We start from the raw sequence: 19,400 nt of genomic DNA, 5'->3' as shown, positions 1-19,400 counted from the left end.
TCCTACCCCGCGGGTGCCTCCAGTGTGCGCCCTGCGGACGATCTAGGACAGCGGACGCCGCGTCAGTTGATCACAGGTGTCTTCTGCCGCTCGGGAAGGCGCCGCCACTTCTCCTGGACGACCACCGCGCTCAGCCTCCAGCCGTCGTCCGTGCGCAGCAGTGCGAAGGCGTACCGGCCGCCGCACACGAAGTCGGGTGCCGGGCCCCCGGTGGCCATGGGGTTGACGTAGTCGGCCTGGACCTGGGCCGTGTCGCCGGTGTCCTGTTCCCAGATTCCGAAGCGCACCCGCCGGTTGACGATCAGGTGCTGCCGCATGGTGAACAGCCGCGTGCTCTCGGCGAGCCAGGATGCGACCGCCGCGGCCTCTCCCTCGATGCCGCCGGCCGAGCGGTAGTCCGCCCGCCCGTCCGGGGCGAACAGGCCCCGGTACGCATTCCAGTCGCCGTCGTCGACCGCCACCGCGTAGTCGGTGATCAGTTCGTCGACGGCCAGCCGGTCCCTCACGGTAGCGAGCTCCACGCGCTGCGTCATCGGCTCAGTGTTGGGCATGCCGGGTGTGGAGCCAAGGGGTGCGACGAAAAAGGGCAGTTGACTGGGGGGGCCGGGGGTGCTCAGGCCGCCTCGACGACCTCGCCGCGGATCGCGGCCGCCCACTCGACGACCAGGAACTCGTACTCCGCGCGCTCCTCGGCGGACAGCTTGCCGCCCGTGCGCCGCCACAGCGCACGGATCTCCTCGTTGACCTCGGCGGCGGACCGCACGGAACCAGGGGTCGAGAAATCGGGGGACATGCGGACAAGCCTAGGGGCACCCACTGACAGCCCGCTACCGGACGGCTACGGGATCCCTATGCGGTTGGTCACGAGACGCGGCTCACAGGCCGTCGGGTCAGCCCGCCGACTCGGCCGCGTGCGGGCTCAGCTCACCCATCGACACCAGGACGATGATGAGGATGCCGAGGGCGATGCGGTAGTAGACGAACGGCATGAAGCTCTTGGTGGTGATGAACTTCATGAACCAGGCGATCACCGCGTATCCGACCACGAAGGCGATGATCGTCGCGAAGATCGTCGGCCCCCACGACACATGGCCGCCCTCCGTCGCGTCCTTGAGCTCGAACACACCCGAGGCGAGCACCGCGGGGATGGCGAGCAGGAAGGAGTAGCGGGCCGCGGCCTCGCGTGTGTAGCCCATGAACAGGCCGCCGCTGATGGTGGCGCCGGAGCGGGAGACGCCCGGGATCAGTGCCATGGCCTGGCAGGCGCCGTAGATCAGTCCGTCCCGGACTCCCAGGTCCTCCAGGGCCTTGCGCTGCTTGGGCGCGCGGTGGCGGCCGCTCTTCTCGTCCCGGGCGGCGAGCCGGTCGGCGACGCCCAGGACGATGCCCATGCCGATCAGCATCGTCGCGGTGAGCCGCAGATCGCGGAACGGGCCCTCGATCTGGTCCTTCAGTGTCACGCCGAGCAGGCCGATCGGGATCGAGCCGACGATGACGAGCCAGCCCATCCGGGCATCGGGGTCACTGCGCAGCGCCTTGTCGGTCAGTGAGCGCGTCCACGCGGACAGGATCCGCCCGATGTCCTTGCGGAAGTAGATCAGCACGGCGGCCTCGGTACCGATCTGGGTGATCGCCGTGAAGGCCGCACCCGGGTCCTTCCAGCCCGAGAAGGCCGCCGTCAGTCGCAGATGCGCGCTGGAGGAGACGGGGAGGAACTCGGTCAGCCCCTGGACGAGTCCGAGGATGAGTGATTCGAACCAAGACATGAGGTAGCGGAATCCAAGTGCCGGTGTGGGACGGACGACGGGCACGGCGGGTCGCCGTATGAAATGACCGTGGGATCAAGTGTGCCGAGGGGGAAGCGTAGCGTCCCCGGATGAACCCCTGGGCCACAGGGGTTTGGAAGGCGGCCCCGAGTGGTCCTGAGCGGGCCGGATCAGGCCGCCGTCGGGCCGGTCACCGTCCAGCCGGGCGCCTGGGGGCGGGCCGTGAGGTCCTCGTGGCGCACCTCGTCCCCGCAGGCCCGGCAGGTGACGGCCGGGGCGAGGGCCCGGCCGCAGGAGTGCTCGAGGACCATCGGGCGGTCGCCGTCCGTCCGTAGATGGCGGTCGCCCCACGCCATGAGGGTCATCAGCACCGGCTCCAGCTCCAGTCCCGCCTGCGAGGGCCGGTACTCGAAGCGCTGCGGGCGCTCGCTGTAGGGCTGCTTGGTCAGGATCCCGGCGTCGACGAGCCGGCGCAGCCGCGTGGCGAGGATGTCGCGCGGTGCTCCGATGTTGCGCACCAGCTGATCGAAGCGGCCGTTGCCGAGGCACACCTCCCGCAGCACGAGCAGGGAGTACTTCTCGCCCACGAGCGCGAGGGTGTCGGCGATGGAACAGGGGCGCGGGTCTTTGCTGGCGGCCATGGACCTCAGTCTAGGAGAGGGTTGGATTTTCCAACTCACCAGGCTACGGTGAGTTCGGATTTCCTACTCACCGGTAGTACCTGGTTGTTCCCGGCAGTCCCTGGCAGTCATGGAGGCCCGCCATGCGTGACGCAGTCATCGTCGAAGCCGTACGCACCCCGATCGGCAAGGGCAAGGAGAACGGCGCCCTCGCGCACGTCCACCCCGTGGAACTGCTCGCCCACACCCTGCGCAGCCTCGTCGAGCGGTCCGGCGTCGACCCGGCGCTGATCGACGACGTCATCGGCGGCACCGTCGACCAGGTCGGCGAGCAGGCCATGAACACCACCCGCTACGCCGTCCTCTCGGCGGGCTTCCCGGAGTCGGTGCCCGCGACCACCGTGGACCGCCAGTGCGGCTCCTCGCAGCAGGCCGTGCACTTCGCGGCGCAGGGCGTGCTCTCGGGCGCGTACGACCTCGTCGTGGCCTGCGGGGTCGAGTCGATGAGCCGGGTGCCGATGTGGTCGAACGTGCCCGCGGGCAAGGATCCCTTCGGCCCCGGTGTCGCCGAGCGCTACCCCGAGGGGCTCGTCCCGCAGGGCATCAGCGCCGAGCTGATCGCCGCCAAGTGGTCGATCAGCCGCGAGCAGATGGACACCTTCGCGGTCTCCTCGCACCGGAGGGCCGCCGCGGCCCGGGAATGCGGGCTCTTCGAGGCCGAGATCGCGCCGCTGGAGGGTGTCAGGCACGACGAGTGCGTACGGCCCGGCAGCACCACCGAGATCCTCGCCGGCCTCAAGCCCGCCTACTACGACCCGGGTTTCGCCGCGCGCTTCCCGCAGATCGAGTGGAACGTCACGGCGGGCAACGCCAGCCCGGTCAACGACGGCGCCTCGGCGGCGCTCATCACGTCGAGCGAGACGGCGGCCCGGCTCGGCCTGCGCCCGCTCGCCCGGCTGCACAGCCTCGCCGTCACCGGCTCCGACCCTTTGCTGATGCTGACCGGTGTCGTACCGGCGACCGAGAAGGTGCTGCGCAAAGCGTCACTGACCCTCGACGACATCGACCTGTTCGAGGTCAACGAGGCGTTCTCCAGTGTCGTACTGGCCTGGCAGCAGGAGACCGGCGCCGACCTCGCCCGGGTCAATGTGCACGGTGGCGCCATCGCTCTCGGCCATCCCCTCGGCGCGAGCGGGACCCGGCTGACGACGACGCTCGTGCACGCGATGCGGGAACGGGGCGCCCGGTACGCGCTCCAGACGATGTGCGAGGCGGGCGGGCTCGCCAACGCCATGGTGCTCGAACGGGTGTGACCGGACCGGGGCCGTGCCCCGGTCAGGCGTAACGGTTCGTCAGAGGCGGCGCAGCTGGTGCCGCTTGCGCCACGCCAGCACCACGCCCACCAGCGCGGGCACGGCGATGCACGCCAGGGCGATCAGGAAGGCGGGGGACGTCGGAGTGGAGGCACGGGCACCGGCGACGGCGTAGGCCGCGGTGTTCGGGATCGAGCCGAGACCCGTCGCCAGCAGGAACGGCAGCAGGCCCATACGGGAGAAGGAGGCGCAGTAGTTCGCGGCCCAGAACGGCACACCGGGGAACAGTCGCAGCGCCAGCATCGAGCGGAAGCCGTGCCGGCTGAGCTGGCCGTCCACGGCCTTCAGCCAGCGCCCGCGCAGCAACGGCCGCAGGGCGTCCTGGCCCAGCGCCCGGCCCAGGCAGAAGGCGATGCCGGCACCCAGCACCGTGCCCGCCAGAGCCGTGCCGGTGCCCAGCTGCGAACCGAACAGCGCGCCCGCCGCGAGGTTCAGCAGCGGCCTCGGCACGAACGCGACGGTGCACACGCCGTACGCCACCGCGAACACCACCGCCGCCGCGGCTCCGCCGAGCTGCGGCGGCCAGCCCTCCGTCAGCAGCCGCTGCGGCTCGAACAGCAGCACCGCGCAGGCGCCCCCGGCGAGCAGGGTGACGAGCAGGGACAGCCGTGACCACGGGGAGAGCAGCACTCTCGTGCAGCGAGCGGCGAAACGGGTCGGTGCGACGGGCGAGGCGGTCGTTGCCGGGGAAGCGGCGACGGCGAGCTCCGCGGTGCTGGCCCGGGGAGAGGCCGTGGCGGTGCCCCCAGAGCGGGTGGTGGCATCGAGCATCCGGCGACACTAACCGACATATGTGTGTGATCGCCGTATGGTTCGTCTCACCAGCGTCACGGGCAGTTGAACGCCTCCTTGCGCGCGGCCCCCGAAAACCATTCGACGTGCGGTTAAGGGTCGGCAATGATCGGCGTCATGTTCCGGCAGGCCTTCACCCTCGCAGCATCCGTGGTCACGGATGCCCCGAAGGCTGCCGTCGTAGCTCTCACAGCCGTTGCAGACGGCGCCCGAAGCTGACCCTCTCCGGTTCGTCCGGTCGGACCCCGCAAGGGGAGGGTCGGGCAGGTCCTCGGGGTCCCACTTCATGACTAGACGCTTCGAGGTACAGCCATGCCCAAGACGGCCTACGTCCGTACGAAACCACATCTCAACATCGGCACGATGGGTCATGTCGACCACGGCAAGACCACCCTGACCGCCGCCATCACCAAGGTCCTCGCCGACCGCGGCAGCGGCGCGTTCGTGCCGTTCGACCGGATCGACCGGGCGCCCGAGGAGGCGGCGCGCGGCATCACCATCAACATCGCGCACGTGGAGTACGAGACCGACACACGGCACTACGCGCACGTGGACATGCCGGGCCATGCCGACTACGTCAAGAACATGGTCACCGGCGCCGCGCAGCTGGACGGGGCGATCCTCGTCGTCTCCGCGCTCGACGGGATCATGCCGCAGACCGCCGAACACGTGCTGCTCGCCCGGCAGGTGGGCGTCGACCACATCGTCGTCGCCCTCAACAAGGCCGACGCGGGCGACGAGGAGCTGACCGACCTGGTCGAGCTCGAGGTACGCGACCTGCTCACCGCGCACGGCTACGGCGGTGACTCCGTACCCGTCGTACGGGTCTCGGGCCTGAAGGCGCTGCAGGGGGACCCGCGCTGGACGGCGTCCGTCGAGGCGCTGCTCGACGCGGTCGACACGTATGTGCCGATGCCGGAGCGGTATCTGGACGCGCCGTTCCTGCTGTCCGTGGAGAACGTGCTGACCATCACCGGGCGGGGGACCGTCGTGACCGGTGCGGTGGAGCGGGGCACGGTGCGGGTCGGGGACCGGGTCGAGGTGCTCGGGGCCTCCGTCGAGACGGTGGTCACGGGTCTTGAGACCTTCGGCAGGCCGATGGAGGAGGCGCAGGCCGGGGACAGCGTGGCGTTGCTGCTGCGGGGGGTGGCGCGGGATGTCGTCCGGCGGGGGCATGTGGTCGCCGCGCCGGGGAGTGTCGTGCCCAGTCGTCGGTTCACCGCGCAGGTGTATGTGCTGTCCGCGCGTGAGGGGGGTCGTACGACAGCGGTGTCGACCGGGTACCGGCCGCAGTTCTACATCCGTACGGCGGATGTGGTGGGGGATGTGGACCTCGGTGAGGTCGGCGTGGCCCGGCCCGGGGAGACGGTCGTCATGACGGTGGAGCTGGGGCGGGACGTGCCGTTGGAGCCCGGGCTCGGGTTTGCCATTCGTGAGGGTGGCAGGACTGTCGGGGCGGGGACCGTGACCGTGGTGGGTTGAGGTGGTGGGGGACTGCGGGGCCGGTTGTGGCTGGTCGCGCCCACGCGGCGGAGCCGCATATCAAGACAGCCCCGCGCCCCTGAAGGGCCGGTTGCCCAACGGCACAATGGAGGGGTGAACGAAGCCATCGCCGTCGCCCGGTCCGTCGATCACGGATTCGCCAAGCTCATGCCCGACGTCGATCGGGAAAGGGCCTGGTTGCTGACCGTCGACGGGGCGCCTCAGTCGTATGTCGATCTGGACGATCCGGCGCATCTGGAGTTCGAGTACACGCGGCGGCTCGGGCATGTGCTGGATGTCGTGGCGGAGCCGGGGCGGGTGCTGGACGTGGTGCATCTCGGAGGTGGGGCGCTCACGCTGCCCCGGTATGTGGCCGCGACCCGGCCGGGATCACGGCAGGACGTCGTCGAGGCGGACAGCGGGCTGCTGGACCTGGTGGCCGAGCAGCTGCCGTTGCCGGAGGGCGCCCGGGTCGCGTCGCACGCGGCGGACGCGCGGGAGTGGCTGGAGAAGGCCGCTGCGGACTCGGCCGATGTGATCGTCGCCGATGTGTTCGGCGGTTCGCGGGTGCCGGCGCACCTCACGTCCGTTCCCTATGTCCGCGAGGCCGCGCGGGTGCTGCGGGACGGCGGGGTCTATCTCGCCAATCTTCCCGACGCGGCGCCGTTCGCCTTTCTGCGGTCCCAGCTCGCGACCTTGGCGACGGCGTTCGGGGAACTCGTGCTGATCGCCGAGCCGGGGGTGCTGCGGGGGCGGCGGTTCGGGAACGCGGTGCTCGTGGCGGGACTCCACGAGATCGACCTGACCGCTCTGGCGAGGCGTACGGCCGCCGACGCCTTTCCGGCCCGGGTCGAACACGGCGCTTCTCTGCGGCGGTTCATCGGGGGCGCGCCGGCGGTGCGGGACGAGGATGCCGTGCCCTCACCCGAGCCCCCCGACGGGGCGTTCGGTATCGGCTGACGCGCGCTCCGTGCCGCTCTGGGCCACCGAGGTGGTCCGGCGTCGCAGGTCGCGTACGTCCGGTACGCACAGCGCGCCCGCCGTGACCAGGACGACCAGGCCCGCGCAGCCCCACAGCGCCGTCGAACGGCCGAACGCCTCCTCCGCCGGGCCCGCCCCGGCCGTGGCGAGCGGTGACAGCGCGACGGACCCGAACCAGTCGTACGCCGAGACGCGGGAGAGCTTGTCCTCGGGATCTCCTGGTGCAGGGCCGTCATCCAGGAGACGCCGAACACCTCCACGGTCGCGCCCGCGACGAACATCACCACGAACAGGACCCCGATGGGGACCGGGACGGCGAGTGCGGCCGCGGGCAGGGCCAGGGGAACACGCACAGGGTGCCCGCGAGGAGCAGGCGGCGGGGTTTCCAGCGGGTCATCAGCAGGGCGCCGGCGACCGTCCCCGCCCCGAACGCGGCCAGGGCGAGGCCCCAGGGGCCCGCGCCGCCGAGGTGGTCGCGGGCGACGAGCGGGCCGTACACCGCCTCGGCGGCGGCGACCACGGCGTTGGCGATCGAGAACTGGAGGACGATCGCCCACAGCCACGGCCGGCCGGCGAACTCCCGCCAGCCCTCCCGCAGATCGGCGAGCATCCCGCCGCCCGGCGCCCGCGGCGCGATGTGGCCGACGTCGAGGAAGGCGCGGAGCGCCCCGGCGAGCGCGAAGGCCGCCGCGTCCGCCGCGAGCACCCAGCCGGGCCCGATCGCGGCGACCATGGCCCCGCCGAGCGCGGCGCCGCCCAGGGCCGCGCCCTGCATCGCCATCCGGAACACCGCGAACGCGCGGCCCGCCTGCTCGCCGTCGACCGAGGACATCAGCATGCCCTCGGCGGCCGGACCGAAGAAGGCCTGGCCGGTCCCGCCCAGGGCGGCGAGCAGCATCATCTGCCAGAGCAGGGGCTCCCCGGCCAGCACGAGGGCGGCGAAGGCGGCCTGCGAAAGGCAGTTCAGGGCGTTGGCCGCGACCATCACATGGTGGCGGGGCAGCCGGTCCGCGACAGCGCCGCCGATCAGCAGGAACAGCACCAGCGGGAGCGTCCGCGCAGCCGCGACCAGGCCGACGTCACCGCTGTCACCGCCCGTTTCGAGAACGGCGAACGCCGCCGCGACCAGGGCGCCGTGGCTGCCCAGATTGGTGACGACCGCGGCGGCGGTCAGCAGGGAGTAGTTGCGGCCCGCCCAGGCGGGGCGACGCTCGGTGGTCAGCACCCCGTGACTATCGCCGGGGCCGGGCGCCTTGCCAAACGGATTATCGCGCCTCGCCGGTCACGCCCCCTGGGGGCCCTCCTTGGTGAGCCGCACGGTGCCGAGGATCTTCTGGACGGTCGCCTCGGACAGCTCGCCCTTGACGCCCTTGGCGCCGTACAGGTTCCAGGTGACGAAGTCGCCCGCGCCGTTCTTGAAGGCGAAGGTGATCGCCTTGCCGTCGCTGTCGCACTTGCCGTTCTGCGGGGTGTTCTCCGAGTGCGCCGTGGCGACGCTGCCCTTGATGCCCGACTTGGTGGTGTACGGCTTGGGCTTGGTGAACTTCACGCTCTTCTTGTCCGGCTGGGTGTAGCCGCCGAAGATCCACCACGGCACGCGGGTCTCGGCCGCCTCGTCCGTGGTCTTCGCGCCGTCCTCACCGCGGGTGCCGACGGTGGCCAGGGCGGTGTCGTCCTCGCGGCCGTCCTTGTCGTCGTCGCTCGTGCACCACTTGGACTTCAGATAGGCGGGGGCGGTGACGCTGGTGCGGTCCATCTCACCGTCCTTCTTCTCCCACTCGAAGCCCACGCTGGTACCAGGAGTCTCGATCTCCCAGTCGGCGGGGACGTCGAACTCGGTGCCGAAGCGCGTGTTGATGACGACCTTCCAGCCGGGGATGGTCGCCTTCTCCTCCTCGCCGCCGCGCGGGTTGCTCCCGGAAGCGGAGGCGCTCGGCTCGGTGGAGGACTCCTTGGAGGCGGCCGGGGTCGGCTTCTTGTCGGTCTTCCCGTCAGCCGTGTCGTCCTTGTCGCCGCCCAGCACCAGGAAGCCGGTGACGCCGGCCGCCACGACCACCGCCGTGGCCGCGATGATCGCGACCAGCTTCGTCCGGTTGCCGCCGCCGCCACCGCCCGGCGGCGGCTGGGGCGCGCCGGCCGGCGCCGGGGCGCCCCATTGCGGCTGCTGCCCGTAGGCGGCCGGCTGTTGCTGATAGCCAGGCTGCTGGTACGGATTCGGCTGCTGGTACCCCGGCTGCTGGTACGGGTTGTTCGCTTGCGGGTTCTGCTCGCCCCCGGGCGGCTGCTGTCCTGGCCACATGGGCAGTCACCCTAGCCGCGCTCCGGACACGATTCGGTCACCGCCTGTGGACGGAGCCGTAGCAACACGGTGACGACACGGCACGAACCGGCGCGTGGCGGACCGATGCGGCGGTCGTCACACGGCCTGGTCAGGGCCTGGCCAGGCGTCTCTACTCGTGAGTAACATGCGGGTATGAGCGCAGACCAGATGTCCATCGGCGAGATGCTCGCCGCCACGGTGCCCATGGCACGGACCCTGAACCTCGAGTTCCTCGAGACCACGTCGGAGCGGGCGGTGGTCTCCCTGCCGGACCAGAGCGACTACCACAACCACGTGGGCGGGCCGCACGCCGGCGCGATGTTCACGCTCGGCGAGTCCGCGAGCGGGGCGATCGTGCTGGCCGCGTTCGGGGACCAGCTCTCGCGTGCCGTGCCGCTCGCCGTCAGCGCCGAGATCGCCTACAAGAAGCTGGCGATGGGCGCGGTCACGGCGACCGCGACCCTCGGACGCCCGGCCGCCGAGGTCGTCGCCGAACTGGACGCGGGCGGGCGTCCCGAGTTTCCGGTGGCCATCGCCATCCAGCGGGCCGATGGTGCCGTGACCGGTGAGATGAAGGTCGTCTGGACGCTGCGTCCCAACGGCTGAGCGCACTGTCGCGCGACTGAGGCCCCGGCCGAGGGTGAACCCCGGGCTGGGGCCCTCGCGTTGCCTCAGGCCGCGATGTGCCGCCGCGCGGGGACGTCGGGTGCGCGCCGTCCAGCTCCGCGACGAACCCCTTGAGCCATGCCACGAACTCCGGCCCCAGGTCGGGCCGGTCGCAGGCCAGCCGGACCACCGTGCGCAGGTAGTCCGCCTTGTCCCCGGTGTCGTAGCGCAGGCCCTTGAACACGACTCCGTGCACCGTGCCGCCCGCGGCCAGCTCCTGGAGGGCGTCGGTCAGCTGGATCTCGCCGCCCCGGCCCGGCGGGGTGCGCTCCAGGGCGCCGAAGACGGCCGGGTCGAGGACGTAGCGCCCGATGACGGCATAGCGGCTCGGTGCGTCCTGCCGGGCCGGCTTCTCCACCAGGCCGGTGACACGGACGACGTCCTCCTCGCCGGTCGGTTCGACGGTGGCGCAGCCGTAGAGGTGGATCTGCTCCGGCGGAACCTCCAGCAGGGCGACCACGCTGCCGAGGCGGCGGTCGCGGACGTCGAGCATCCGGCTGAGCAGCGTCTCGCGCGGGTCGATCAGGTCGTCGCCGAGGAGAACCGCGAAGGGCTGGTCGCCGACATGGCGGCGGGCGCACAGTACGGCGTGGCCGAGGCCGAGCGGGTCGCCCTGCCGGATGTGGTGGATGCTCGCCAGCCGGCCCGGGTCGCGCACCGCGTCCAGCCGTACGGTGTCGCCCTTGGCGGCTAGGTGTGCTGTCCCGGGACGTTGGTGACAGGCGACACGCCTTGAGTGGTCCTTGAACGAGGCGAGGGCCTCCGGGTTCGGTGTGGATTGCGACATCAACAACCGGCTCCCAGGAGGCCCTCGTTGTTCCACCGTAATGCCCCACTGACCGCGACCGGCAGGCTGCGTCTGGCCCGGTGTGTCATCGACGACGGATGGCCGCTCCGGCGGGCCGCGGAACGCTTCCAGGTCAGCCACACCACCGCAGCGCGTTGGGCAGACCGCTACCGCAAGCACGGGCCCGCCGCGATGCAGGACCGCTCCAGCCGCCCGCACCACCAGCCCCGCCGCACCCCGGCCGCCATCGAGGAACGGGTGGTGCGCCTGCGGCGCGAGCATCGCATCGGACCGGTGCGGCTGGCCGCCCGATGCGGCACCGCCGCCTCCACCGCCCACCGCATCCTCGTCCGGCACGGCCTGCCCCCGCTCGCTGCCTGCGACCGGGCCACCGGCGAACCCGTCCGCCGCTATGAGCGCGCCCGGCCCGGCGAACTGGTCCACATCGACGTCAAGAAACTCGGCCGCATCCCCGACGGCGGCGGTCACAAGGTCCTGGGCCGCGCAGCCGGCCGGGCCAACCAGGACCGCCGCAACGGCACCGGATACGCCTGCCTGCACACCGCCCTGGACGACCACTCCCGCCTGGCCTACACCGAAGACCTGCCCGACGAGAAAGCCGCCACCTGCGCCGGCTTTCTGCGCCGGGCCACCGCCTGGTTCGCCGGCCAGGGCGTCGCCGTTGAACGCGTGCTGACCGACAACGCCTGGGCCTACACCAAGAACACCTGGCGCGACACCTGCCACGACCTGGGCATCGGCCCCCGCTGGACCCGCCCCTGGCGGCCCCAGACCAACGGCAAGGTCGAACGCTTCCACCGCACCCTGCTCGACGAGTGGGCCTATCAGCGGCCCTACACCTCAAACGCCGAACGACAGGCAGCGTTTCCTGACTGGCTGGACTGGTACAACTACCACCGACCCCACACCGGAATCAGCGGCCAAACCCCAGCCAGCCGCGTCACCAACCTCTCCGAACAGCACAGCTAGGGCCTGCTCCAGTTCGAAGGCGTGGTCGAAGTGGTCCTCGATGGCCCGCTTGTGCCGGCCGGTGACCATCAGGACGTCGTCGAGTCCCGCCGCTGCCGCCTCCTCGACGACGTACTGGATGGCCGGCTTGTCGACGACCGGCAGCATCTCCTTGGGCGTCGCCTTCGTGGCGGGCAGGAAGCGGGTGCCGAGGCCGGCGGCCGGGACCACTGCCTTGCGGACGGTGCGGGCGGTTCGGGCGGGGGTGACCGGGGTGGAAGCGTGGGGGTCGATCATGCGGCCCATGCTGTCCCGCGGAGATGAGAGCGCGCCGAGAGCCGCATGGGAGTGGGCTGTGGAGTTGGAGATTTCGTGGACCAATCACCTTTGCGTGCACACAACTTGAGGTCTTGGGTGGTGCGGATTTCGAATGCCGGTGCGGATACCGCCGGTAACATATCTGAATTCGCGGCGTTTTGAACTTGGGTCATCCGAACTCCTTGTTACCTGTGAGTCGCATGTGCGAAAGTGAGCCGCCTCACACCCAAGTCCGCAGCTCACGCGGCTAGGTATGCACCAATCACGCACCTGCTTTCCGACGGACGCCGCAATTCGCATGCCGTCCTGCGGCTGGAAGGAAATGGTTCAGTGCAATCCCCGTACCCCCCACGCCCGCCGTACCCGCCGCGACCCGGAGCGGGGCCCGCGGAGTCCGACCGCGATCTCCTCGCCCGGGTCGGCGAACCCGGTGAAGGCCCGCGCGCCGTCGCGCTGTTGCTCTCGCGGCACTGGCGGTCCGTGTACGAGTACGCCGTGATCTGTCTGGCTTCCTCGGCGGATTCGGCGTCCATGGCGGCCGCGGCCGCTTTCCGCCGGGAACTCGCCGGGCCGGGCGTCGGTGCGCTGCGCCCGCGCCTGCTCGCGGCCGTGCGGGACACGGTCGGGGAGTGGGCCGCCGACGACGGCATCTCCGTCGTGCTGCCGGAACTCCGCAAACCCGTCGGTGCCCGGGGTCTGCGCGCCGCCCGGTCCACGACAGCCGAAAGGCGGCGCCTCGCGGAACGCGCGTTCAGGACCCTTCCCGGGGCTTCCCAATGCCTGCTCTGGCACACGGAGGTCGAGGCCGAGCCCCTATCCGTACCGGCCGGTCTGCTGGGGGTGGACCCCCGTATCGCGTCGGCCGCTCTGGAACAGGCCCGCGAGCAATTCCGGGCGGGCTGCGTACGGGCGCACCGGGAACTCGCGCCGACGCGGGAATGCCGGTACTACAACCGCTTGCTGGACGTTCCGATGCGCCGCGGCGGGGCTCTGCTGCCGGATGTGCAACGCCATCTCATGGCCTGCCGCTACTGCCGGCACGCCGCCGAGCAACTCAGTCATTTCGAGGGCGGTCTGGAGGACCTGCTCGTCGAGACCGTGCTCGGCTGGGGCGCCCGCCGCTACCTCGAATCACGGCCGGGCCGCGACGGAGGTCCGCGCGCCCTTCCGGCGCATCCGGCCGGTGGCCGGCACCGCCTGCGGGCCCACGCCCTGCCGGCGGACGGCCGGCTCGGGACTCCGAGGAAACACACGAAGGCGCTGGCCGCCGCGGTCGGGCTGACCTCCCTCGTGCTGCTCGCCACGCTGCTCGCCGCCCGGGGCTGGTCGGAAGAGGGCGGTACCGCCGATCCTCAGGCCACCTGGGGAGCGGTCAGCGGCCACTTCGTCGACCCGGGCGATGCGGGATCCCCGTCCACGGAGTCGTCCCCGGCCGCCGCCTCGTCGGCCGCCTCCGCCGGCAACCCCGCCGAAGTGGCCCGTGGGCGGTTGCGCAACCTCGACGCCGGACTGTGCCTCGACGTCCGGGGCGGTCGGCTCCGGGACGACGCCCGTATCGTGCTGACCGCCTGCTCCGACGGATCCCCGCAGTGGTCGTACCAGGACGACGGACTGCTGCGCAGCGCCGCCGACCCGACGCTCTGCCTCGACTCCGACACCGCCGAGAGGCCGGTCGGCCTGGCCGGGTGTCTCGTGCACGCCGGGGTCGTGCGCTACGACCTGACCGTGCGCGGCGAACTCCTGCCGCGCGGCGGCAAGGGACTGGCCGTCGCCCCCGGAAAGGGCCGGCATGTGATCGTCACCGGACGCGACGGATCCAAGGCGCAACGCTGGGCGCTGGAACCGGCGGTGGCCCGCGAGGAGGCGGGGGAGTCCCGGAAGAACCGGACCCAGGACTCCCGCGTCGTGCCACGGGAGAACGATCAGGAGAAGAAGGGGCCCTACCCGGACGCCCCCTCGGCGCACCCGCCCGAGTCCCCACTGGCCAAGTCCGAGCAGCAGCCCCCGCCGGACCGCTACGAGCCACGGATCGCCCAGGTGAACTGCTGCGACGAACCCGGCCCGGGCACGGGCCCCGACGGTACGTCGGCGCCCGGCCCCGACGTGCTGGGGCGGGCGACCGCCGGCGTGGCAAGGACCGTGCTGACCTTGCACGCCGCGACGCATCCGTAGATCCCGGGGCATCCGTTGGGGCGACCCGTCCCGTTGCCGTCGGCAGCCATGGGTCACCCGGCCGGGTGACCCCGGCCCCGATGCGCGTGGAGAGGTTCACCCGACCTGACCGGGTGTCCGGCGAAAGGCGAAGGCGGGACGGGCGCATAGTGCCTTCATGACCGACTCCGTCTCCCGTTTCCCCCGGCGGTCCGCCCTTCGTCTGCTCGGTGGAGCGGTTGCGGTGGTCGCGGCGGCCACCGGCGGTTTCAGCCCGGCTTCCCCTGCTCACGCGCGGGGCGGACGCGGCCAGGGCACCGGCGCCCGGGTCGAGGACCTGCTCGCCCGGCTCACCCTCGACGAGAAGATCTCCCTGCTGCACGGCGCCACCGACCCGCGCCCGCTCGGCCAGGCGGGCTACGTCCCCGGAGTGGCACGGCTCGGCATCCCCTCGCTGCGTCTCGCCGACGGCCCGGCCGGTGTCCGCGTCACCCGGCACGCCACCGCTCTGCCCGCCCCCGTCCTGCTGGCCTCCGCCTTCGACCCCGAGCTGGCCAGGCGCTACGGCCAGGTCATCGGCCGGGAGGGCCGCGCCCTCGGCCAGGACGTGCTGCTGTCCCCGATGGTCAACCTCATCCGCACCCCGTACGCCGGCCGCAACTTCGAGACCTTCAGCGAGGACCCGCTGCTCTCCGCGCACCTGGTCGCCGCCGAGATCGAGGGCATCCAGGGCGAGGGGCTCATCGCGACCGTCAAGCACTTCGCGCTCAACAACCAGGAGCGCGACCGCACCTCCGTCGATGTGCGCGTCGACGAACGGACCCTGCACGAGACCGAGCTGCGCGGTTTCGAAGCGGCCGTCACGGCCGGCACGGGCGCGGTGATGGGCGCTTACAACAAGGTCAACGGCACCTTCGCCTGCGAGAACGAGGAGTTGCTCACCGGCGTCCTGCGCGAGCGCTGGGACTTCACCGGCTGGGTGATGACGGACTGGTCCGCCGCGCACAGCACCCGCGAGGCCGTCATGGCGGGCCTCGACATGGAGATGCCCGACGGCACCCACTTCGGTAAGCCGCTCATCTCGGCCGTGCGCGACGGCGGCGTGCCCGAACGGTACGTCGACCGGGCCGTACGCCGCGTCCTGACCGTCATGGACCGCTTCGGGCTGCTCGGCGGCACCGTCCCGCAACGCCCGGAGCGCGACGCGAAGGCCGGCGCGGCCGTCGCGCGCGAGGTCGCCGAGGCGGGCGCCACCCTGCTGCGCAACGCACCTGGCACCCTGCCCCTGACCGGCGGCGGGAGCGTGGCGGTGATCGGGCCGACCGGCGCCCGGCCCCTGGTCAGCGGCGGCGGCAGCGCCCACGTCGTGCCCGAGCACGCCGACAGCCCTCTCGACGCCATCCGCTCGCGCGCCGCGCGGGTGACCTGGGCACTCGGCGAGGACGCCTTCGGCAAGCCACTCCCGGCGAGCGCGCTCGACCCCGCCTTCGACTCCGAGGCGCAGCGCGTCGACGCCGGCCGGACCTGGACGTACGACGGCACCCTCACGGTGGCCGACGCCGAGGCCGGCGACGACTGGACGTTCGTCCTCCACTACTCCGGCACGCCCCCGCTCCGCCCGAAGGTCCTCCTCGACGGCGAGGAACTCTTCCCTCTGGTGCCCGGCTGGGACGAGTACTTCATGGGCGGCCTGCTCACCCACGCGGCCGACGGGCTGTCCGTGCGCCGCAACACCTTGAAGCCGGCCAGGGGTCCGCACCGGCTGTCGGTCACCGCACAGGGCGGAGACACCGGCCAGGTGTTCCGGCTGCGCCGCATCACCTCCGCGACCCGCGCCCAGGACGTCGCGGAGGCCGTACGGGCCGCCCGCTCCGCCCGGGACGTCGTGCTGTTCGCCTACGAGGACGCCATCGAGGGCCAGGACCGTACGACCATCGCCCTCCCCGGCAACCAGGAACGGCTCATCGAGGCCGTGACGGCGGCCAACCCGCGCACCACCGTCGTCCTCAACACCTCGTCCGCCACCTCGATGCCGTGGCTGGAGCGCACCGGGGCCGTGCTCCAGATGTACTACCCGGGCCAGGAGGGGGCGGCCGCCACCGCCGCCGTCCTGTTCGGGGAGCGCGATCCCGGCGGCCGCCTCACCCAGAGCTTCCCCGCCGACGACGACCACCACCCCGTCGCGGGGGACCCCCGCCGCTACCCCGGCGTGGACGGCGCCGAGGAGTACACGGAGGGCATCCACGTCGGTCATCGCTGGTACGACGCCGAGGACGTGGCGCCGCTGTTCCCCTTCGGCCACGGACTGTCGTACACGACCTTCGGCTACGAGGACCCGGACGCGCGCTGGACGTCCGGCGGCCTGGACGTCGCCTTCACCGTCCGCAACACCGGCCCGCGTGACGGCGTGGCCGTGCCGCAGGTGTACGCAGGACCGGCCCCGGACCTCCGGCTCGACCAGCCGGTCCGCGTCCTGGCCGGGTACCGCAGGCTCTCTCTGCGGGCGGGGGAACAGCGGCGCGTGACCGTACGCGTCGAGCCGCGCACCCTGTCCTCCTGGGACCCGAAGGTCCACGGCTGGGTGCTCGGCACCGGCCCGCGCACCCTGTGGATCGGGGCGTCGTCCCGGGACGCGCGGCTGCGGACGAGCGTACGGGTGGGCGGCTGAAGCCCGGCGGGTACCGAGCGGCCCGCACCGCATGGCCGACGGGCGCCGGGCATCGATCCGGAACAGACTGGTACTCCTCCTGAGGCCGTCGCAGAACCCCCAGGGAGTCACTCATGCCCGAGGCCCCGCGCCAGGACAGCAGGACCGCACCGACCGACGAGGAGCTGCGCAGGCTGGACGCCCACTGGCGCGCCGCCAACTACCTGGCGGCCGGTCAGATCTATCTGCTGGCGAACCCCCTGCTGACCGAGCCGCTGCGGCCCGAGCACATCAAGCCCCGGCTGCTGGGGCACTGGGGCACCTCACCCGGGCTCAACCTCGTCCACACCCACCTCAACCGCGTGATCAAGAACCGCGATCTGGACGCGCTGTGCGTCTGGGGGCCGGGCCACGGCGGGCCCTCGGTACTGGCCAACTCCTGGCTGGAGGGCAGCTACACCGAGAAGTACCCGGACGCGACGCGGGACGCGCCGGGCATGGAGCTGCTGATGAGGCAGTTCTCGTTCCCCGGCGGCGTGCCCAGCCATGTCGCCCCGGAGGTCCCCGGCTCGATCCACGAGGGCGGCGAACTCGGCTACTCCCTCGCCCACGCCTACGGCGCCGCCCTCGACAACCCGGGCCTGCTGGTCGCCTGCGTCATCGGCGACGGCGAGGCGGAGACGGGCCCGCTGGCCGGCTCCTGGCACGCCAACAAGTTCCTCGACCCCGTCCACGACGGCGCCGTCCTGCCGATCCTGCACCTCAACGGCTACAAGATCGCCAACCCGACCGTGCTGTCCCGCCTCCCGCAGACGGAGCTCGACGCGCTGCTGCGCGGCTACGGCCACGAGCCGATCCACGTCGTCGGCGACGACCCGGCCGCCGTCCACCGCGCGATGGCCCACGCCCTGGACACCGCGCTCGACCGCATCGCCGACGCCCAGCGCGCCGCCCGCGAGGAGGGCGTGGCCGAACGCCCCCTATGGCCGGTGATCGTGCTGCGCACCCCGAAGGGCTGGACCGGCCCGGCCGAGGTCGACGGCGAGCCGGTCGAGGGCACCTGGCGCTCCCACCAGGTGCCGCTGTCCGGTGTCCGCGGCAATCCGGAACACCTGCGGCAACTGGAGGCCTGGCTGCGCTCGTACCGGCCCGAGGAACTGTTCGACGCCGAGGGCCGCCCGCTCGCGGACGTTCTCGACTGCGTCCCCGAGGGCACCAGGCAGCTCGGCGCCACCCCGCACGCCAACGGCGGACTGCTGCTCCGCGACCTGCCGGTCCCGTCCCTGGACGAGTTCGCCGTCCCGGTCGACAAACCGGGCACGACGACGCACGAGCCCACCCGGGTCCTGGGCGACCTCCTCGCCCGGGTCATGCGGGACACCGCCGACCGCCGTGACTTCCGCCTGGTCGGGCCGGACGAGACCGCCTCCAACCGGCTCCAGGCCGTCTTCGAGGCCAGCGGCAAGACCTGGCAGGCCGGGACGCTGCCCGTCGACGAGGACCTGGACCGGCACGGCCGGGTCATGGAGGTCCTCTCCGAGCACCTCTGCCAGGGCTGGCTGGAGGGCTATCTGCTCACCGGCCGGCATGGGCTGTTCTCCTGCTACGAGGCGTTCGTGCACATCGTCGACTCGATGGTCAACCAGCACATCAAGTGGCTGCGCACCTCCCGGCGACTGCCCTGGCGGGCCCCCATCGCCTCCCTCAACTACCTGCTGACCTCGCATGTGTGGCGCCAGGACCATAACGGCTTCTCCCACCAGGACCCCGGCTTCGTCGACCACATCCTCAACAAGAGCCCCGAGGTCGTCCGGGTCTACCTCCCGCCGGACGCCAACACCCTGCTGTCCGTCGCGGACCACGCCCTGCGCAGCCGCGACTACGTCAACGTCGTCGTGGCCGGCAAGCAGCCCTGTTTCGACTGGCTGTCGATGGACGAGGCCCGGGTGCACTGCGCCCGCGGCGCCGGAGCCTGGGAGTGGGCGGGCACCGAGGACGGCTCCCGGGAACCCGACGTCGTGCTGGCGTGCGCCGGTGACGTGCCCACCCAGGAGGTCCTGGCCGCCGCGCACCTGCTCCGCCGGTACCTGCCCGGCCTGGCGGTGCGCGTGGTGAACGTCGTCGACCTGGCCCGGCTGCTGCCCCGCGAGGAGCATCCGCACGGCATGGGCGACTTCGAGTACGACGGCCTGTTCACCACCGACAAGCCGGTGATCTTCGCCTACCACGGCTACCCGTGGCTGATCCACCGCCTCGCCTACCGCCGCACCGGCCACCAGCATCTGCACGTGCGCGGCTACAAGGAGTCCGGCACCACTACCACGCCCTTCGACATGGTCGTCCGCAACGACCTCGACCGCTTCCGCCTGGTGATGGACGTCATCGACCGCGTCCCGGGCCTCGCGGTGCGCGCCACGGCCGTACGCCAGCGGATGGCCGACGCCCGCACCCGCCACCACGCCTGGATCCGCGAGTACGGCACCGACCTGCCCGAAGTCGCCGAGTGGACGTGGAACGCCTGAGCCGCG

The 19,400-nt window shown here is 71.9% G+C and carries 14 protein-coding genes and 3 pseudogenes; 8 read left to right on the top strand and 9 right to left on the bottom strand.

Annotated features, from left to right (window positions below; genetic code table 11):
- Positions 1-62: 62 nt before the first annotated feature.
- The 4 genes from ACQEV8_RS07200 to ACQEV8_RS07185 form a co-directional block, all read right to left on the bottom strand.
- On the bottom strand, positions 63-533 hold the full coding sequence (locus tag ACQEV8_RS07200; RefSeq protein ID WP_432958299.1) for a nuclear transport factor 2 family protein: 471 nt from the start codon (positions 531-533) through the stop codon (positions 63-65).
- Between the two features lie 80 nt (positions 534-613).
- Positions 614-793: a hypothetical protein gene (locus ACQEV8_RS07195; protein WP_184599516.1), complete on the bottom strand. Its 180-nt coding sequence runs from the start codon at positions 791-793 to the stop codon at positions 614-616.
- Positions 794-890: 97 nt separating this feature from the next.
- Entirely contained in the window at positions 891-1,766 is an 876-nt protein-coding gene (locus ACQEV8_RS07190; protein ID WP_432958297.1) for an undecaprenyl-diphosphate phosphatase, read from the bottom strand.
- Positions 1,767-1,936: 170 nt separating this feature from the next.
- Complete coding sequence (locus ACQEV8_RS07185) at positions 1,937-2,407, bottom strand: winged helix-turn-helix transcriptional regulator (protein WP_432958295.1); 471 nt, start codon at positions 2,405-2,407, stop codon at positions 1,937-1,939.
- 122 nt (positions 2,408-2,529) lie between these two features.
- On the opposite strand from ACQEV8_RS07185, the gene ACQEV8_RS07180 reads away from it, so the two are divergent.
- Positions 2,530-3,699, top strand: coding sequence for a thiolase family protein (locus tag ACQEV8_RS07180; protein ID WP_432958293.1), 1,170 nt, complete (start codon positions 2,530-2,532; stop codon positions 3,697-3,699).
- A 39-nt stretch (positions 3,700-3,738) separates the two neighbouring features.
- Here the strand turns inward: ACQEV8_RS07180 and ACQEV8_RS07175 are convergent, their stop codons facing one another.
- Positions 3,739-4,530 (bottom strand): TVP38/TMEM64 family protein, encoded by a 792-nt coding sequence (locus ACQEV8_RS07175; RefSeq protein WP_432958291.1) that lies wholly within the window; start codon positions 4,528-4,530, stop codon positions 3,739-3,741.
- Between the two features lie 333 nt (positions 4,531-4,863).
- Here ACQEV8_RS07175 and tuf point away from each other — a divergent pair, with 333 nt between their 5' ends.
- Positions 4,864-6,033, top strand: a complete 1,170-nt coding sequence (gene tuf / locus ACQEV8_RS07170) for an elongation factor Tu (protein ID WP_432958290.1) — start codon at positions 4,864-4,866, stop codon at positions 6,031-6,033.
- 114 nt (positions 6,034-6,147) lie between these two features.
- A complete protein-coding gene (locus tag ACQEV8_RS07165; protein WP_432958288.1) occupies positions 6,148-6,993 on the top strand; it encodes a spermidine synthase in 846 nt (281 codons plus the stop codon).
- On the opposite strand, the pseudogene ACQEV8_RS07160 reads toward ACQEV8_RS07165, so the two are convergent.
- Both ACQEV8_RS07160 and ACQEV8_RS07155 read right to left on the bottom strand, forming a co-directional pair.
- Positions 6,955-8,239, bottom strand: a pseudogene (locus ACQEV8_RS07160) (MFS transporter). The gene ACQEV8_RS07165 and the pseudogene ACQEV8_RS07160 overlap by 39 nt on opposite strands.
- Before the next feature lie 57 nt (positions 8,240-8,296).
- Positions 8,297-9,313 carry a hypothetical protein gene (locus tag ACQEV8_RS07155; protein ID WP_432958287.1) on the bottom strand — a complete coding sequence of 339 codons (1,017 nt, stop codon included), beginning with the start codon at positions 9,311-9,313 and terminating at the stop codon, positions 8,297-8,299.
- 174 nt (positions 9,314-9,487) lie between these two features.
- Here ACQEV8_RS07155 and ACQEV8_RS07150 point away from each other — a divergent pair, with 174 nt between their 5' ends.
- On the top strand, positions 9,488-9,940 hold the full coding sequence (locus ACQEV8_RS07150; RefSeq protein ID WP_432958285.1) for a DUF4442 domain-containing protein: 453 nt from the start codon (positions 9,488-9,490) through the stop codon (positions 9,938-9,940).
- 106 nt (positions 9,941-10,046) lie between these two features.
- On the opposite strand, the pseudogene ACQEV8_RS07145 reads toward ACQEV8_RS07150, so the two are convergent.
- A pseudogene (locus ACQEV8_RS07145) lies at positions 10,047-10,787 on the bottom strand (UTP--glucose-1-phosphate uridylyltransferase); the annotation flags it as partial.
- Between the two features lie 27 nt (positions 10,788-10,814).
- Between ACQEV8_RS07145 and ACQEV8_RS07140 the strand changes: the two are divergent.
- Entirely contained in the window at positions 10,815-11,777 is a 963-nt protein-coding gene (locus ACQEV8_RS07140; RefSeq protein ID WP_432958283.1) for an IS481 family transposase, read from the top strand.
- Here the strand turns inward: ACQEV8_RS07140 and ACQEV8_RS07135 are convergent.
- Positions 11,772-12,053 (bottom strand): annotated as a pseudogene (locus ACQEV8_RS07135) (sugar phosphate nucleotidyltransferase); the annotation flags it as partial. The gene ACQEV8_RS07140 and the pseudogene ACQEV8_RS07135 overlap by 6 nt on opposite strands.
- A gap of 351 nt (positions 12,054-12,404) precedes the next feature.
- Here ACQEV8_RS07135 and ACQEV8_RS07130 point away from each other — a divergent pair.
- The 3 genes from ACQEV8_RS07130 to ACQEV8_RS07120 all read left to right on the top strand — a co-directional run bounded on the left by ACQEV8_RS07130 (position 12,405) and on the right by ACQEV8_RS07120 (position 19,394).
- Positions 12,405-14,246 carry a ricin-type beta-trefoil lectin domain protein gene (locus ACQEV8_RS07130; RefSeq protein ID WP_432958282.1) on the top strand — a complete coding sequence of 614 codons (1,842 nt, stop codon included), beginning with the start codon at positions 12,405-12,407 and terminating at the stop codon, positions 14,244-14,246.
- Between the two features lie 157 nt (positions 14,247-14,403).
- Entirely contained in the window at positions 14,404-16,893 is a 2,490-nt protein-coding gene (locus ACQEV8_RS07125) for a beta-glucosidase family protein (protein WP_432958281.1), read from the top strand.
- A 113-nt stretch (positions 16,894-17,006) separates the two neighbouring features.
- Positions 17,007-19,394: a phosphoketolase family protein gene (locus tag ACQEV8_RS07120; protein ID WP_432958279.1), complete on the top strand. Its 2,388-nt coding sequence runs from the start codon at positions 17,007-17,009 to the stop codon at positions 19,392-19,394.
- Positions 19,395-19,400 lie beyond the last annotated feature (6 nt).

Origin of the sequence: Streptomyces sp. CA-179760, from assembly GCF_050937045.1 — a bacterium.
Classification (GTDB): domain Bacteria; phylum Actinomycetota; class Actinomycetes; order Streptomycetales; family Streptomycetaceae; genus Streptomyces.
Note: the sequence above shows the minus strand (reverse complement) of the source record. Positions and strands in the feature narration are given on the sequence as shown.